We start from the raw sequence: 17499 nt of genomic DNA on the forward strand, positions 1-17499 counted from the left end.
GGGTTAATCAAAATCTATAAAATTTATTGGATTTACTGGAAAGCCATCGCGCCATAATTCAAAATGTAAATGAGGGCCAGTGGTTAGTTCGCCGGTATTGCCAACGGTACCGATTACTTCGCCAGCTTTTACGGCTTCTCCTTGACCTTTGGTAAGTGTTGCGTTGTGTTTATACACTGAAATTAAGTTGTTATCGTGCTTTAAAATAATAACATTTCCTGTGGCTGCAGTCCATTCGGCAAAAATAACTGTTCCTTCTGCCACTGCTTTAACTGGGGAGTCCTTTACCGTAACTACATCTACGGCATAATGTTTTGCTTTTGAATTATAATGTTCGGTAATGGTACCTTTTACCGGTGCAAAAAGAGCATATTGCCTAATCTGCGGCGCTATTAATGGGTTGTATTTGTCTTCCTTGGCCACGGCATCACGTAGTAGTGAATCTTTCCGCGAGGTTCTAATTAATACCGAAGGATCTGTTTTTGCAACTGCTATGATGGAATCTTTATTGAACTCAACCGATTTTACGTCGCCTGTAAGCACTTTTTTAATTGAAGCAAGGTATTGCTCGTTTACGGCGAGAATCTGCTGTAGCGAGTCTGTTTTATAGGTTAATTGCGTTGCGCGCTTCTTAAGTGCAGTTGAGGAATATCCGGGAATGTATTCGCGAAGTGGCGTAAAAGCAATAATTACGGTAGTTAACAAAATAAGGAGCAATGCAAATAGTGTACTGAATACAAAAACATTCAATCTATTTAATTTAAACGAAAAGCGTTCCTCAAAGGTTTCTTCGTTCAAAATTACCAAACGGTATTTGTGCAAGAGCTTCCTTTTAAATTTTTTTGCTCTCTTTTCTTTTTTAGCCATAAACTGCAATTGCTTTTTACAAATATAAAATAAACTGAAGCGCTATACGCTAAAGTTATCCTCAAAACGTTGTATCTAAACATTTCTTGTTACCTTTGCGTAATTAAAATTTTAAATTATGAATGCATTATTTCTTCCTTTAGGTGTTATTGGCCCTTGGCAAATTGTATTGATTGTTGTGATCGTATTGTTGCTTTTCGGCGGAAAGAAAATTCCAGAGCTTATGCGCGGTCTGGGTAGCGGACTTAAGGAATTTAAGGATGCTTCCAAAGATGAAACCACTGATAAAAACTTAGACGAGAAAAAATAATTTTCGTTTAATATTTATAAAAAAGAGCCTTTCAAATTTTGAGAGGCTCTTTTTTATAAACTCTATTATTTCTTGTTATTCAATTTTAGCAGAATTCAATATAGATTCCAGTTCAAATTGAAGATCTCTTTTTGACACCGCGGGGGCGTAGGTAAATCCTTCCAATATTAAATAGCGGTTATTTTTTTCGTCGCGAACGGCGTAGTTTACAAAGGGTCCGCCCATCCAATCGTCCTTTACTTCCCAAGTACCTTTGGTTTCATAAGCAAATTTACCATCAATTTTTGTTGTGAAAAGATACGGAGCATAGGCATCTTCGGTAACAAATTGGCCATCGTCTTCCACAGGTAGCAGTTTGCTGCCAATAGAATCGCGTATTTTAATGATGTCGCCCACGGCAGTGCTGTCGTTGTTGATCATTGAAAGAGGAACTTGATATACCAAAATGTTTGTTGTTCCATCCTTTAAATCTTTCCGCATCCAGAAAAAACTGTCAGTAGCTTTCGCAATTCTATAAGCACTGGGGATTTGCATCGTAACGCCCATAGCTTTTTTAAGCGAATCGGTTTTCATTAACGAAATAGCGGTTCTGCGTTGCCTTTCCTTTATTTCAGATTGGTGGAAGTTTTCAATTATCTGGGCAGCATTTTTATTGATAAGCTCCACCAATTTTTCTTCGGAAGAAGCTTTTATTATGGCTCCAATTTGTGGCTTGGCATATTCATTGGTGGCGATAGTTACTTTATCTTCTTCACTCAAAACCACATATAAAAATAGCCTGTTGCTACGGGCAAAACCGGTAAAGGCTTCAGGCGGCATTTGATTCATTGAAAAAAGCGGTTCGTCCTGTGGAAGACCGTCTGTGGGAGCTGCAAAATTATTCCGAATGGCTTCACCCACCACTCCATTCCATAAATCGTTAGGAGTAATTATTTGAAGCACATTAATGTTTCCTACAGAATCGGGAACAAGAGATTTGTCTTTGGCGCCGCTATTATTGCAAGAAGTAAATGCAACAAAAAGCGATAACAATGCAATGGTAAATAGTTTCATTTAAAGGATGTTTTTAGGGAACTATCCTTTGTGTATTTTTAGTTTAGTTCCAGGCTTTAAGTTAGTACCACTAATATCGTTCCATTTTTTGATATTTTGGACTGAAACTCCAGGAAATTTTTGAGAAATACTCCACAAAGAATCACCATTCCGGACTGTGTACGTTTTTTCTGAAGAATTACTGCTCTGCACTGCTGCGTTACTTGCAATGTTTTGAACACTTTTTCTTGGGTATATTATTAAATTCTGACCCGCCCTTAAAGTGTTGCTGCGCATGCCATTCCATTTTTTTATTTGGCTAACCCCAACTCCATAGCGTTCGGCAATTCTACCCAAATAATCGCCTCTTTTTACACGATAACGCAGTTTTTCAGGCTGTTCAAATAATTCGGGCAGTGGTTTTTCGGCTTCTTCCTGCTCTTCCTGTGCAAAGGTATAAATTGCATTTTCGTTGGTTACAAAAGTTCCTACGGCAGTAAGCGGTAAACGCAACACGTAATTTTCATTTTTTATAACAGGAATAATGCCTAGTTTATATGCAGGATTAAGAAATTCAAGTTCTTCTCTATCAAGATTGGTGAGTTTTGCAACTTGATCTAAAGTAATCTGTTGTTTAACGCGAATGGTGTCTGTAGCTACAAAAGGTATCCTCGCAGATTGTTTTTTAAAGCCGTGCTCTTGTGCATATTCAAAAATATACATAGTGGCCAAAAACGCAGGTACATAGCCAGCAGTTTCACGTGGAAGATAATTGCGCAGGCTCCAGTAATTTGTCATTCCACCAGAACGACGTATTGCTTTTGAAACATTCCCAGGACCCGAATTATAGGCTGCAAGTGCCAAATCCCAATCGTTAAAACTGTTGTTTAAGCTTTTTAAATATTTACAGGCGGCTTCGGTTGCCAGATATGGATCTGAGCGCTCATCTACATAGGAACTTACATCTAATCCAAACATTTTTCCGGTAGGAAACATAAACTGCCAAAGCCCCGTAGCACCTACTCTAGATTGAGCCTTTGGGTTTAAAGCTGATTCAATTACGGCTAAATATTTTAATTCTAGCGGCAAATTATGTTTGTCTAATTCTTGTTCAAATAATGGAAAGTAATATTCACTAAGCCCCATTAAGCGTTCCAAACCTCTGCGACGATTTTTTAAATATTGTTTGATTACACTTTCTAAAGAGGGGTTATACTCCACCTTAAACGGAGTGCGCGCATCTAACTCTTTTAAACGTTGCTTGAGTACTTCTGTGGGTAGCTCGTCATAATCAACAGGGTCAAAATTCTGATTGGCAACGCTGTTGTAAAAATCATCGAAAAGATCAGACTTGTAAAGTTCCTTTAGCCATAAGCTGTCCTTTTTACGAGCCAATGCCATATCCTTTAAGTCAAAAACTATACTATCTTTAATAGAAGTTGCCACTACAGAAGTAGGTAATTCTTCAGAAATTCTGGTTACTTTAATAGAATCAATAACCTGAATTTCCTTTGTTTGAAGCTTTTTATTCTGCTTTTTACCTTGTTGTGCAAAACTCATACCGCAGGCTAGCAACAGTATAAATGGAAGGTTTGTACTTAGTTTCATCAGCTATTAATTGTATTTGGGGATTTTAGTAAATTCGCCTGATTATTACTCCTAAAATAAAGCATCTGGCCTTATAGTAGTCAAAAATGGTAACGCATTTTTGATTAAAAAATTTTATCAAATTTAATGATTTCGCGAAATTACGCAAATTTTACACTCAAATGCCTAATATTGTGATATTTAACTTTTACTGCAACAATGCTTTTATACCGGGCAATGTTTTTCCTTCCAACATTTCCAACATTGCACCCCCACCTGTAGATACGTAACTTACACTATCCGACAGATTAAATTGTTGGACAGCCGCTACAGAATCGCCACCACCTACTAAAGAAAATGCGCCTTTTTCGGTTGCTTTGGCAATATTTTTTCCTAGCGCTTTAGTGCCTTCGGCAAACTTATCCATTTCAAAAACACCTACGGGACCGTTCCATAAAATAGTTTTGGAGTTTAGCAGTACCTGCGCAAAAATCTGGTTTGTTTCGGGTCCTACATCCAGCCCCATCCAACCATCGGGAATTGTTTTTATGTCTGAAACATTGGTATTGGCTGTTCCCGAAAAACTATCGGCAATAATAGCATCAACAGGTAGATGAACTTCCACGTGTTTGTTTTTTGCCAATTTTAAAATCTCGAGGGCCAGCTCTTGCTTATCGTCTTCTACCAACGAATTTCCAATTTTTCCACCTTGTGCTTTTATAAATGTGAAAGCCATTCCTCCGCCAATGATTAAATGGTCTATTTTATCGAGAATATTTTCAATTATTGTAATTTTTGAAGAAACCTTGGCACCGCCTATAATAGCTGTTACTGGCTTTTCATTGGATTCCAGCACCTTTTTTACATTTTCTATTTCTGAAGCCAACAATAATCCGAAACATTTATTTTCCTCAAAAAATCGGGCTATAATCGCTGTTGAAGCATGTGCGCGGTGTGCAGTTCCAAATGCATCATTTACGTAAATGTCTCCAAATTTTGAAAGCTTTTCGGCAAAATCCTGATCACCATTTGTTTCTTCCTTGTAATAACGTAGGTTTTCGAGCAATAAAATTTCGCCAGATTTTAAACTGGTTACCGCTTCTTCAACATTTGGCCCTACGCAATCATCCACAAATTTTACCTGCACTCCTAAAATTTCAGACAATGGTTTAATTATGTGCTGCAATGAAAATTCAGATTCTCTGTTTTTGGGTCTGCCCAAATGCGACATTAAAACACAACTTCCACCGTCCTCCAGAATTTTCAAAATGGTAGGTTTAGCGGCGCGTATCCGGGTAACGTCGGTAACTTTGAAATCATCGTTTAACGGTACATTAAAATCTACTCTTATTAACGCTTTCTTGCTTTTAAAATTTATGTCGTTTACAGTTTTCATCTATATAAATTTAGGCTGCAAATATACTTTTTTTAACGATTAAAATGTCTTTGGAAGCATAATCCAAAATGTCATTCTATTTTTAAAAATCTATTTTTTCAATAGATTTTTCAATCATAAAGTAAGTATTAAATTGATTAGATTTGCGAATGGATTTTTCAGAAGTAATAGGCCACGAACATATAAAATCGCATCTTTTAAAAACTATTGAAAATGGCAGAATTCCGCACGCGCAGCTGTTTTCGGGAGTTAACGGCAGTGGATTGCTGCCAATGGCCATTGCTTATGCTTCGGCCATTTTATGCAGTAAATATTCCGTAGGGAGCGCAGCCCAACTTGCGTGCAAAAACAAAGTTTCAAAATTAACGCATCCAGATTTGCATTTTGTATATCCTGTAAACACTAGCGATTATGTAAAAAAGAATGCTATTTCGGACAATTATGCCGAAGGATGGCGCAATTTCGTCCTTAACAATCCATATGCTTCATTGTTTGAATGGTTGCAAAGTCTTGGAATTGAGAATAAGCAAGGAAACATCAGCAAGTACGAGGCAGAAAGTATTTCAAAAAAATTATCGCTTAAGGCATACGAGGGTGACTATAAAGTGATGATTATTTGGATGGCAGACAATATGAACGGTGAATGTGCCAACAAAATATTAAAGCTGGTAGAAGAGCCGAATGACAAGACCGTGCTGCTACTTTTAACCGAAAAAGAAGAACAAATACTAACTACGATTAAATCGCGATGCCAAAAACTAACCTTTCCTCTGTTATCGGAAGCCGATATTTCTGAATCTTTAATTAGTAACCTACAAATAAGTGAACCATTGGCCGTTCAAACGGCTCGCAGGGCACGGGGAGACTATAATAATGCATTATTATTGCTAGACGACACTGGTGATGATGAAATATTCGAAAAATGGTTTATAAGCTGGGTACGAACTGCGTTTAGAGCCAAAGGGAATAAAACTGCCATAAACAATTTGTTAAACTGGAGTGACGATTTAGCGGGAGCGGGACGCGAAACCCAGAAAAAATTCTTAACTTATTGTATAGAGCTATTTCGCGAAGCGTTATTAGCTAATTATGGGGCAAAGTCTCTTTTATATTTTGAAGCGAATGACAGTTCGTTTTCTATATCTAAATTTGCGCCCTTTGTGCATCAAAATAATATTTTTGAAATTATTGCTGCTTTAGAAGAAGCCACTTACCACATTGAGCGAAATGGAAATGCAAAAATAATCTTCACCGATCTTTCCATTAAGTTAACTCGATTAATTCATAAAAAAGAACTAGTATAGACAGAATCTATTTTAATAGGTTTATCATAATTGATACCTATTGAAAATGACTCATTATTAGGCCGTTACAGCAAATTTTATAAATTGAATAAGATGTTTGTGCATAAATCGTGAAATAGGGCTTAAAAAGGCTTTAAATAGCCTATTTTATTCTTTTGAAGCAGTAAATGTGCGAAGAATACTCCTTGGTGCTCATTCCTTTGAAATTTGACAATAATCCGATCCAAATTGCTTTCACTGAAAATGCATTTCCTGCTTTATATTTTTCGGAAAGTAAACTCACATAAAATGAATCGAAAATCATTGGTTTAATTTTCTGCAGTTGAAAATTAGTTTTAAATAGTTTTATTATTGAATGTTTTGAAAAATGCCAAAGGTGTCTGGGCGCATCATACGCTGCCCAATATTTTCCGTAATACTTAGCATCATAACTTTTAAAATTTGGCACTGCAATAATTAAAGTGCCACTGGGCTTTACCAAATTTGCCAAAGTTCTTATTGTTTCATCTAGATCCGCCACATGCTCCAATACGTGCCAAAGCGTAACAACATCAAATTGTTCTCCAGCAAATTCATTTAAATTAGCTTTCAAACTAATTCCTTTTTTCGATGCTAAATTTAAAGCGTTTGTATTTGGTTCCGTTCCATTGACCTTCCAACCATTGTCTTTCGCTACTTTTAAAAAATCACCGGTTCCTGCGCCAACATCCAACAATGAGCCAACACTGCCATTTTGATTGCGTATTAATTTTGTTTTGTGTTTTAGCGACCATTTTTTTACCAATTGATACAAACTTGCAAACAATCCACTCTTATCATCGGTATGTGAAATATATTGGTCGCTTTCATAATATTTAGAAAGATTTTCTACTTTTGGTTGTGGAGAGGTTTTTAATAAGCCTAAGTTTTCATCTAGAAGTAAATCAAACTTTTCACCAGAGACTAAGTAATCCTTTACCGATACGTAAATGTTTGCGCGATTTTTCAAAATAAGAAAAGCTTATTTATTTTTATGAAGTTTAAAGCTAGATTTTACAAACAAGGTAATATGTTCCACGTGAAACAACATTGTTAACGCCCCATATATACAAGAAGCACGGAAACATCATTTGGAGAAACACCACTTATTCTCGAGGCCTGTGAAACTGTAGCTGGTTTAATTTTTGAAAGTTTCTCCCTTGCTTCGTACGAGAGTGATTTTAATTTTGAATAGTCAAATGAAGCAGGAATCTTTAAACCTTCGAGCCTGTTCAATTTATCGGCATTATTCTTTTCCTTGGCTATATAGCCAGAATACTTTACTTGGATTTCTGTTTGTTGAATCATTTCATCATCCAAATCGTTCTCTGAAATATATTTTGCCACCGAACCAATACCCCTCATATCCTCCATTGTAATTTCTGGACGCGAAAAGAATTTAAACATTTTATCGCTCTGCTGGACTAAAGCAGATTCACGTGCCTGAAAAATTGGATTCATTTCTTCTGGGGCAACACTTGTATCTTTAAAAAACTGTACAAATGCACTAGATTTCCTTTTCTTTTCCTCCATTTTCCGCATACGTTCTTCACCCGCCAATCCAATTTCAAAAGATTTTGGGGTTAATCTAAAGTCTGCATTGTCCTGTCTAAGTAATGTTCTATATTCTGCACGCGATGTAAACATACGGTAAGGTTCTTCCGTTCCTTTTGTAATAAGATCGTCAATTAAAACACCAATATATGCTTCGTTACGTTGTAAAATAAAGGGTTCCTTTTCACGTACTTTTAGATGCGCATTTATACCAGCCATTAATCCTTGCGAAGCAGCTTCTTCATACCCAGTGGTACCATTAATTTGACCAGCGAAATACAGTCCGGAAACCAATTTGGTCTCAAGTGTATGTTTTAATTGTGTTGGCGGAAAATAATCGTACTCAATAGCATACCCAGGACGGAAGAATTTTACGTTTTCAAAGCCCGCAACTTTTCTTAAGGCTTTAAACTGAATATCTTCTGGCAAGGAAGTTGAAAATCCATTTATATAATATTCTACCGTATCCCAACCTTCAGGTTCTACAAAAAGCTGATGTCTGTCTTTATCGGCAAATCGATTAATTTTATCTTCAATGGAAGGGCAATAGCGAGGACCCAAACTTTGAATAGACCCATTAAACATTGGAGATCTATTAAATCCTTCACGCAAAATATCATGCACATCCAAACTGGTATAGCTCATATGGCAAGAGCGTTGATTTTTCAATGTAGTGGTTTTATCCGAATAAGAAAATTTCTCGGGAATTTCATCTCCGGGTTGCTCTATCATTTTTGAGAAATTCAAAGAGCGTCCATCAACCCTCGGTGGGGTACCTGTTTTCATTCTACCCGCTTCAAATCCTAAATCGATTAAGTCTTTTGTAATTCCTGTTGAAGCCTTTTCGCCCGCACGTCCACCACCAAACTGTTTTTCACCAATATGAATTAGTCCGTTTAAAAAGGTTCCATTTGTAAGTACAACACTGTTGCCTTCAATTGTTAAACCTAGTGATGTTCTAACGCCTTTTATAATACCATTTTCTACGATTATGCCAGAGATCATTTCTTGATAAAAATCTAAATTTGGTGTACTTTCCAACATTAATCTCCAAGTTTCGGCAAATCGCATGCGATCACTTTGAACTCTCGGACTCCACATAGCCGGACCTTTAGATTTATTGAGCATTTTAAACTGAATGGCAGTCTTATCAGAAACAATACCGCTGTAACCTCCCATTGCATCAATTTCCCGCACAATTTGCCCTTTAGCAATTCCTCCCATAGCCGGATTGCAACTCATTTGAGCAATAGTTTGTAAGTTCATGGTAACCAACAGGGTCTTGGAACCCATGTTCGCAGCAGCGGCAGCGGCTTCAGATCCCGCATGCCCCGCACCTACCACAATTACATCATACTTTTCTTGAAACATATTCTTCCTTAATTGTTCCACGTGGAACATTTTATATAAACTAATTTTTTTTGGGGTGCAAAATTACAACAATTATCTTATTATTAATTGTTTAATCCAGATTATTGGGTTTACATTTTGAGGAGTAATTGCAGAGCCTCATCTTCCTTATTTCGCATTTGGACTACTTCCTCTTTGGTTTTATCCAAATAACCACAGAAATGTAAAATGCCATGAATAATTACCCGATTTAATTCGTCGGTAAACTCAGTTTTAAAGTCTGCAGCATTATCCGCTACGCGTTCAACAGAAATATAAATTTCTCCATTTATTTGTTTGCCGAGACAATAATCGAAACTCAAAATATCCGTTAGCGTGTCGTGATTTAAAAATTCAATATTTAGTTTGTGTAAATATTCATCATCACAAAAAATATATAAAATCTCACCCACTTCAAACCCTTCAGCAATTATTACTTTAGAAATCCAATTTCGTAGTTTCTTAGAATTATCTAACGTAAAATCGGTTTCAAAATTAAACTCAATCATTGGCTTCTTTAAAATATTCCTGAACTTTATTTTTGTAATCTTGCCGCAAAGGTAATGCCTCCCGATTTAAAATTTCAGTAGTATTAAAGTATTTTTTTATATCATCGGGAGCTAGCTGAATAGGATTACGATACTCTCGTTTATTGGTCTTTGATTCCCTCCTATTTTCCTGTCCCTGTTCAAAAGCAGCCTTGTCTAACTTTAACAATTCATACTTTAAGTTTTGCATTTGTTGAAGCGTATTCTCATTAAACCCTTTATCTAAAAGTTGCTGTTCTATTCCTTCCATCTTTTTTAAAAGATTTCCACCATTTCCCTTTAAGCCCTCCTTGCTGAGTCTATTTTGTAGTTGTTGTCTCAAATCCTGTTGTTGCTTATAAATTTCATACAACTCACCATTCATCCTTTCGCTTTCGCCTTTGCCATTTTCACCTTCCCCTTGTTTTTCACCCTCAGATCCATTATTACCGTTTTCACCCTTTCCATCCCCAGTACCATCTCCTTCACCTTTGCCTTCTCCCTTACCCTTTCCTTCACCTTTGGAACCCTTTTCACCTTTCTCCATTCCCTCTTTCATTTGTTCACTTAAACTCTCTTGCTTTTTGATGATGTCGGGTAATTGAAATCCCTGCCCACTTCCAGCACCGGGGCTCGGCATGCCCTTTCCAGAACCGGAACCCATGGCCATAGATAATTGCATTTGCATATTGCTTAAAATATCACTTAACAAAACCGCCAAATCATTGGCGCCAGTAATTGTATATTGCTGATTACCAATACCTTGTCGCGTTTGATTTTGTGCAAGCCTGTCTAAAGATTTATCTATATTATACTGTATTTCAGTCAACGACGAATTTATTTGGGTTCCAAGCAGCGGCTGTCGTAGCGACAGTGAAAACAAACTGTCGTCTATATGTTCAAAATTAGTTTTAAGATCGTTTTGGATATTTAACTTTTTACCAAAAATTGGGTTACCGTAATCAATCTTTTTAAATACTTCCATCAAATCTTCTTGCTGAAAAGAAAATACAACGAGATTATCCACAATTTGTCGCAGCATTTTTACATCTTCATCTATAGATTCCATTTGGCCGGATTTCATTTGCATTTGCATAGATTTGCCCATCTGTTTCATTTTTTGTCCAGCCTTTTTTTGATTCTTTCCGGCTTCGGTGGGATTCTTTTCCTTTAATTTTTCGGTGGCCTTTTTTTGCTCCTCATCAACTTGTTGCTCTCCAACTTTATCTTTAGGAATATCTAAAGGCTTCTTTAAATCTTCATTTTCCTTTTGAAGCTCTTCCGCTTGCTTTTTATGTTCTTCGAACTTTTTGTTTAATTCCTCTTGCGCTTCTTTTGTATTTTCCTCGACAGGTTTTTCTGCAAGTTTTTCCTGTTCCTCTCCTATTTCATATAATTGTTCGGCCAGTTTCTCCGCTTTCTTTTCAACGTAATAGCGCTTAGTTAATTCAAGTAATTGATCTAGATTTTTTTCTTGATTTTTATTTTGTTTTGAGAGCTTTTCAAGTTTATCCGTTAACTCTTCTTTTTGAATTTTTTCAAGTACTTTTTCCAATTCTTCGAGCAATTTTTCATTCTCCTTTAATTGCTCTTCATTTTCATCCAATCGTTTTTCAAGTTCTTCTTTAAATGAATCTTTTTCTTCCTTTTCCGGCTGAAAATTTTGAAGCTCCTCTTTTAATTCCTTTGAAAAATTCTTCATCATTTCCTCTTGCTGCTTCTGACGTTTTAGGAAATTTTCAAGCTTCTTTTTGTCATTGTAATTAAGTTGATTTTTTTCCTTTTGAGTACGCGAAAGTTCCTCTAAGGTTTGTCGTTGGTCCTTAAATTCTTCTAAAGATTTATCCAACCCCTTTATAGCGTTTTGTTGATTTTGCAATTGTTCTTCCTCCAGCTCAGCCTTGGTAAGCTTTTTGAATGAGAAAACACCCGATTTTGAAGATTTGTAATGATGGATAGCATCGTTGTCAAAAACTTCAAAATAGTATTCGTAGGCTACTCCTTCTTCTAAGTTCAATGCTCCTGGAAATACAAAGGTAAATTGATCAAAATTTGTTGCTTTAAGCGGTAAAAGTTGCTTTTTAGCCTGCTTTTCTTCTCCAATGGGGTAATAGACCAATTGTAATTTTGTAAGTCCATAATCGTCTGAAATCTGACCTAAAAATAAAACTCGCTGGCTATTGGTGCTATCTTGTTTTGACTGCACATCTATTTCGGGAAATTGATCCTTTACAACATTTAAAGTAAAGGCGAGATTTTCATAATCCTTCAATTTTTCGTTGGAAGTGGTAATAGCATAATCTAATTTGTTGTAAATATTTTTTTCAATATTAAACTTCGCTCCGTTCGCCGAAAATGAAAAAGAAGTATCTGCTGTTTTTAACGTAACCATTTCTGTGTTCTTGGTAGCCACGTTCCATTTAACCTTTGTGCCTTCGGGAACAGTAGCATTTCCCGTACTTTTTAAAGTTTCATCTTTTTTTCCGGTATAATGAGGATAATCCAAAACCATTTCAAAATTAAGCAGCGACGGAGTTTTTACGACGTCTAAACTATAAGTGCGAGAATTCACCTTATTGGCCTTTAAATTGAAAAGAACCCTTTCCGAGGGTTGTTGAAAAGTGTATTCGAAAAAACCGGGGGCAGTCTGCTGCATATAATAGGTTTCGCCATTATAATTGATGCTAGCATTCTCTGGAATAGCTGTGCCTTGAGTGCGAATTTTTAAGTTGAATGGTTTGTTTTCAACCGCATTCAAGTTTTCGTTCAACACTATAAAAGCAAAAGGTGCGGGTGGCTCAAAAGCAGTGTCATAATGCACTACGCGTTTATAACTACTCGAAAAAATATCTGTTCCACCTAAAAGACTAAAAGCCAAAAACACAAAGATAGGGATGGCTGCGTATTTTAAATATTTGGCGTTTTTTTTAAAATTTACCGCGCTTTTAAAAGGAATAGGTTGTAGCTCAATAGCCTTTTGATCAATACTTGCAGCTAGCAATTCACTTTCACGTTGGTTCTGATTTAACTGAATTACATTGAGCAATTTATCGTTTACCTGCGGAAAATGGTTCCCAATTATTTTTGAGGCTACTTCGTAATCAATTCCTTTTTGGAGTTTAAAAAGTTTTGCTAGCGGGAAGGCAATAAAGCGAACAAACAATCCTATTTCAACAATTACAAATGCCCAAAACAGTATGCGTCTTCCAGTGGGATTGAGCCACAGAAAATACTCAACGAGCAACGTTATAAGCAAATACAGCAGGCCAATGGCAAAAAAAAGGATAGCTCCCTTTATAAGCTCATTGGTGTAGTATTTCTTAATAAATTCTTCCAGTTTTTGCTGGATGATATTAAAAGTGCTCATAGTTTTTGTGAAAACAGGAATTTCACCCGTAGTGTTTTACATCTGTACGTACCATTAAAAGGTTTAAAACCCTGAAATAAGAAGCTAAAAATACAATAATATTCTGGTCTTGCCACGTTGCAATAATCAATCCAAAAAAACACAAAACCCCGACGTGCAATGACTTTAAAAAACCCGAGCATAATTGTACCTTTGCAGCTTATAAAATTAATGTAATATTATGTCTCAAAAAGTTCGGGTGCGTTTTGCCCCAAGTCCAACTGGTCCCTTACATATTGGTGGTGTTCGTACTGCCCTATTCAACTATTTATTTGCGAAAAAGCACGGAGGCGATTTCCTTTTGCGAATTGAAGATACAGATCAAAATCGTTTTGTGGAAGGTGCCGAGACTTATATTATTGAAGCTTTAAATTGGTTGCAGATACCCTACGACGAAGGCCCCAGGAAAGAAGGAAACTACGGTCCATACAGACAAAGTGAACGCAAGAATATTTATAAAGAATACGCCGATACTTTGATAAATTCTGGCAATGCGTATTACGCTTTTGATACTCCCGAAGAACTTGACGCACACCGTAAAGATCATGAAGCTAATGGAAAAACCTTCATTTACAATTGGCATAACCGTTTAAAGCTAAAAAATTCACTCACTTTTTCTGCGGAAGAAACACAACAAAAAATAGCAAATGGCGACGAATTTGTAATTCGGTTTAAATCGCCTGAGGATGAAACGCTCTATTTAAACGATCTTATTCGTGGCGGCATGCAAGTAGAAACCAATGTGCTGGACGATAAAGTTTTGTTTAAAAGCGACGGTATGCCAACCTATCATTTAGCCAACATTGTGGACGACCATTTAATGAAAATTACCCACGTAATCCGAGGCGAAGAGTGGTTACCGTCATTGGCACTGCACGTTTTGTTATACCGCGCTTTTGGTTGGAATGCCCCGCAATTTGCGCATTTGCCGCTGATTTTAAAACCAACTGGCAACGGAAAACTCAGCAAACGCGATGGCGATAAAATGGGTTTCCCTGTATTTCCTTTGGAATGGAAAACTGCAGAAGGCGATTTATTTTCCGGCTATCGCGAAGGTGGTTATCTGCCAGAAGCCGTTGTAAATATGTTAGCCTTTTTAGGCTGGAATCCAGGAACCGAGCAAGAAATTTTTAATTTAAACGAATTGGTTTCTGCCTTTGAACTGGAACGTGTGCATAAAGCCGGTGCCAAGTTTGATCCCGAAAAAACCAAATGGTTTCAGCATCAATACCTTCAAATGGTTGATGATTCAGTATTGGCAAATGAATTTGAAAAATATTTAAACAAAGTATCATTACAAAGCAATGCTCTGTCTCAACCATCAACAGAAACATTGATAAAGATCGTCTCCCTTTTAAAAGAGCGTGCAACATTCGTAAGCGACCTTTGGGAACAGGGAAGTTTCTTTTTTGTTGCCCCCACAACATACGATGCAAAAGCCTCCGATAAAGCTTTTAAACCTGAAACTCCAGGTATATTAAAACAGGTAATTACAATCTTAGACACTACTGACGATTTTTCCGCAACAAATCTCTCCGAAAGTGTAAAAGGCTGGATTACTTCAGAAAATATTGGATTTGGAAAAGTGATGATGCCACTGCGTTTGGCGTTGGTGGGTGAAATGAAAGGCCCAGAAGTTTTCGATATAATTTCAATTTTAGGGAAAAAAGAAAGTATTTCCCGAATTGAAAAAGCAATTAATCATATTTCTTAAACTTCTTATTCAACTCTATTTAATGATAGGAATGCGCGTAATTACAGCTTGCTCGCTTAAATTCGCGCGCAGACACACACCAAATAATCTGTTAGCAAATACTTAGTTACCAAAAATATTAGACGCCTAAAATTGCTTTAATTTCGTATCTTCCACATTCAATAATTAAAAATTTAAAGAAATATGGGAGGGTTTATTTTAGTACCAATTTTAATAATAGGCTTGTTTATTCTATTTGCAAGTTTTTTTACCGTGAAACAACAAACGGCTGCAATAGTAGAAAGATTTGGAAAATTTCAGAGTATTCGGCATTCTGGATTACAATTAAAAATACCTTTAATAGATCGAATTGCCGGACGCATTAATTTAAAAATTCAGCAATTAGATGTTATCGTTGAAACAAAAACGAAGGACGATGTTTTTGTACGGTTAAAGATTTCGGTACAGTTTCAGGTGTTGGAACAAAAGGTGTACGATGCATTTTACAAGTTGGAAAATCCACACGACCAAATTACATCCTACGTTTTTGATGTGGTGCGAGCAGAAGTTCCAAAAATGAAACTGGATGACGTTTTTGAGAGAAAAGACGATGTTGCAATTGCCGTAAAAGCCGAATTAAACGAAGCCATGAGCACATATGGTTACGATATAATTAAAACCCTTGTTACTGATATTGATCCGGATATACAAGTAAAAGCTGCAATGAACCGTATTAACGCGGCAGAACGAGAAAAAGTTGCCGCTGAATTTGAAGCAGAAGCCGAACGTATTAAGATTGTTGCAAAAGCTCGTGCAGAAGCGGAAAGTAAACGTTTACAGGGTCAAGGTATTGCAGATCAACGCCGCGAAATTGCACGTGGTTTAGAAGAAAGTGTAGATGTATTAAACAATGTAGGTATTAATTCGCAGGAAGCTTCGGCATTGATTGTAGTTACTCAACATTACGATACCCTACAATCTATTGGTGAAGAAACCAATACAAACCTTATTTTACTGCCAAATTCTCCACAAGCAGGTAGCGAAATGTTGAATAATATGATTGCCTCCTTTGTAGCAAGCAACCAGATAGGTGAAGAAATGAAGAAAAAAAACTTGGAAAAAGGAATTGTAATGAAAAAACGGCCTAAAAGACAAACCCCGCCACGACCCGAAGAAGGGGAAGATTTAAATTATTAACTAGCAAAACGTGTAAAACAAGAGCGTTCTTTAAAATTTTAAAGGACGCTCTTGTTTTATAATAATATTTAAATATTAATCGTTGTATTCTTTCTTTTTCACCGGTTTTATACCAATTAATTTATCCACCACTTTTAAAACAAATGCTCGCTTTATTATGGCTCCAAATGTATTTGCAATTAGGTTTATTGGCGAAAATGTTTCGCTTATTGTTTCCCTACTTTGGGTTAAACCGAGCTTAACTTCTTCTAAATCTATTTGTGATTTTAGACGAAGGTATTTTAAATCTCTATCTATTTCTTCAAAAGTAGTGTATCGCTTCATTCGTTTTAATTTGAAAAATTTTCGCTCCTAGCCTGCTCTTCCTGTAGAGTTTCTTGATAATTTGTCAATTCGTTTTCGGCTGCTTTTCTAGGTTCCAATTCGTCTTCGTCATATAATAAACTGGAGAATTTATGAAGCAAATTGCGCTCAATTATTTTCCTGCCATAAATAAACATGAAAATAAGGATTATTCCGTAAAATGCGCCAATTAATAGAAAACCTACATAATGATGTTCAAAGAAAGTTCCCAGCCAAAAAGCCGCCCCGATAGAAATAAAAAGCATCACAAAAAGTGATAAACTACCGTAAACGAGCAAATTTACCAATGCGATGGCGCCCTTCATAGTAGATTTAAACAGGCGAAGTTTATAGTACTCCGCCGTGCTTACGCTGTAATCCTCTATTCTGTCGGCTACCTGATTTAGACTTTCCTTAAGGCTACTAAATGCCATATTATGATGTTGCTTTTTTGGCTTTTGCTTTCGTTTTATCGATGGTAGCATCCATCTGTAATTTTGCATTTTGCTTTCTCAATGCCTCCAATTTATCTTCCATAGCTAACAAAATATCGTCTGCTTTATAGCTTGCTGATGATAAAGTTTCGTTTAGTTTTTGCTCAAAACTTACTCTTGCTTTTTGTGCTCTTTCGGTTAGATTGCTAGTGGTTTCTTGATATTGTTGGTTTAATTGCTTTTGAGCCTTTTTGGCTTCTTTGCTTAATTTGTCTCTTGTTTTAGACCCTTTGTCCGGTGCATAAAGAATTCCTAAACCAGCTCCAATAGCTGCTCCAGTAATTAATGCAAGAAGTGTTTGACCTGTATTTGATGCCATTTTTTTGTGTTTTTATTAGTTAATATCCTCAAAGGTAAGTAACGGCCATTCAGCATATTGTTAA

At 36.5% G+C, this 17499-nt stretch carries 15 protein-coding genes; 4 read left to right on the plus strand and 11 right to left on the minus strand.

The annotated features are described in order from the left end of the window. Positions 1 to 3: 3 nt before the first annotated feature. Positions 4 to 867: a M23 family metallopeptidase gene (locus tag QCQ61_RS04495; RefSeq protein ID WP_279449563.1), complete on the minus strand. Its 864-nt coding sequence runs from the start codon at positions 865 to 867 to the stop codon at positions 4 to 6. A 118-nt stretch (positions 868 to 985) separates the two neighbouring features. On the opposite strand from QCQ61_RS04495, the gene tatA reads away from it, so the two are divergent. Further along, a complete protein-coding gene (tatA, locus tag QCQ61_RS04500) occupies positions 986 to 1177 on the plus strand; it encodes a twin-arginine translocase TatA/TatE family subunit (protein ID WP_279449565.1) in 192 nt (63 codons plus the stop codon). A 75-nt stretch (positions 1178 to 1252) separates the two neighbouring features. Here tatA and QCQ61_RS04505 read toward each other — a convergent pair whose 3' ends face one another. From QCQ61_RS04505 to QCQ61_RS04515, 3 genes are all read right to left on the minus strand, one after another. After that, positions 1253 to 2230: a DUF4837 family protein gene (locus tag QCQ61_RS04505; protein ID WP_279449567.1), complete on the minus strand. Its 978-nt coding sequence runs from the start codon at positions 2228 to 2230 to the stop codon at positions 1253 to 1255. Positions 2231 to 2251: 21 nt separating this feature from the next. After that, positions 2252 to 3817, minus strand: a complete 1566-nt coding sequence (locus tag QCQ61_RS04510; protein WP_279449568.1) for a lytic transglycosylase domain-containing protein — start codon at positions 3815 to 3817, stop codon at positions 2252 to 2254. Between the two features lie 187 nt (positions 3818 to 4004). After that, positions 4005 to 5192, minus strand: coding sequence for a phosphoglycerate kinase (locus tag QCQ61_RS04515; RefSeq protein ID WP_279449570.1), 1188 nt, complete (start codon positions 5190 to 5192; stop codon positions 4005 to 4007). 149 nt (positions 5193 to 5341) lie between these two features. Between QCQ61_RS04515 and QCQ61_RS04520 the strand changes: the two genes are divergently transcribed. After that, positions 5342 to 6496, plus strand: coding sequence for a DNA polymerase III subunit (locus QCQ61_RS04520; RefSeq protein ID WP_279449572.1), 1155 nt, complete (start codon positions 5342 to 5344; stop codon positions 6494 to 6496). Between the two features lie 142 nt (positions 6497 to 6638). On the opposite strand, the gene QCQ61_RS04525 is transcribed toward QCQ61_RS04520, so the two are convergent. The 4 genes from QCQ61_RS04525 to QCQ61_RS04540 all read right to left on the minus strand — a co-directional run bounded on the left by QCQ61_RS04525 (position 6639) and on the right by QCQ61_RS04540 (position 13351). Then, positions 6639 to 7484, minus strand: a complete 846-nt coding sequence (locus QCQ61_RS04525) for a class I SAM-dependent methyltransferase (RefSeq protein ID WP_279449574.1) — start codon at positions 7482 to 7484, stop codon at positions 6639 to 6641. A gap of 83 nt (positions 7485 to 7567) precedes the next feature. Then, positions 7568 to 9439, minus strand: coding sequence for a tRNA uridine-5-carboxymethylaminomethyl(34) synthesis enzyme MnmG (mnmG, locus tag QCQ61_RS04530; RefSeq protein WP_279449576.1), 1872 nt, complete (start codon positions 9437 to 9439; stop codon positions 7568 to 7570). Positions 9440 to 9549: 110 nt separating this feature from the next. Further along, complete coding sequence (gene ybeY, locus QCQ61_RS04535; protein ID WP_279449578.1) at positions 9550 to 9966, minus strand: rRNA maturation RNase YbeY; 417 nt, start codon at positions 9964 to 9966, stop codon at positions 9550 to 9552. Then, on the minus strand, positions 9959 to 13351 hold the full coding sequence (locus QCQ61_RS04540; protein WP_279449579.1) for a DUF4175 family protein: 3393 nt from the start codon (positions 13349 to 13351) through the stop codon (positions 9959 to 9961). The genes ybeY and QCQ61_RS04540 overlap by 8 nt, the downstream gene beginning before the upstream one ends. A 220-nt stretch (positions 13352 to 13571) precedes the next feature. Here QCQ61_RS04540 and gltX point away from each other — a divergent pair, with 220 nt between their 5' ends. Together gltX and QCQ61_RS04550 are read left to right on the plus strand one after the other, a co-directional pair. Beyond that, positions 13572 to 15104, plus strand: coding sequence for a glutamate--tRNA ligase (gltX, locus tag QCQ61_RS04545; protein WP_279449580.1), 1533 nt, complete (start codon positions 13572 to 13574; stop codon positions 15102 to 15104). A gap of 183 nt (positions 15105 to 15287) precedes the next feature. Beyond that, positions 15288 to 16280: an SPFH domain-containing protein gene (locus tag QCQ61_RS04550; RefSeq protein WP_279449581.1), complete on the plus strand. Its 993-nt coding sequence runs from the start codon at positions 15288 to 15290 to the stop codon at positions 16278 to 16280. 75 nt (positions 16281 to 16355) lie between these two features. On the opposite strand, the gene QCQ61_RS04555 is transcribed toward QCQ61_RS04550, so the two are convergent. Genes QCQ61_RS04555 through QCQ61_RS04565 form a run of 3 tightly spaced genes read right to left on the minus strand, consistent with a single transcriptional unit; the run spans position 16356 to position 17435 of the window. After that, the gene (locus QCQ61_RS04555) at positions 16356 to 16604 is read right to left on the minus strand and encodes a hypothetical protein (RefSeq protein WP_279449583.1); all 249 of its coding nucleotides are present in this window, start codon (positions 16602 to 16604) and stop codon (positions 16356 to 16358) included. A 5-nt stretch (positions 16605 to 16609) separates the two neighbouring features. Next, positions 16610 to 17056, minus strand: coding sequence for a hypothetical protein (locus QCQ61_RS04560; RefSeq protein ID WP_279449585.1), 447 nt, complete (start codon positions 17054 to 17056; stop codon positions 16610 to 16612). 1 nt (position 17057) lies between these two features. Then, complete coding sequence (locus tag QCQ61_RS04565) at positions 17058 to 17435, minus strand: YtxH domain-containing protein (RefSeq protein ID WP_279449586.1); 378 nt, start codon at positions 17433 to 17435, stop codon at positions 17058 to 17060. Between the last annotated feature and the right edge of the window lie 64 nt (positions 17436 to 17499).

This window comes from Aequorivita marisscotiae (genome assembly GCF_029814825.1).
GTDB lineage: Bacteria > Bacteroidota > Bacteroidia > Flavobacteriales > Flavobacteriaceae > Aequorivita > Aequorivita marisscotiae.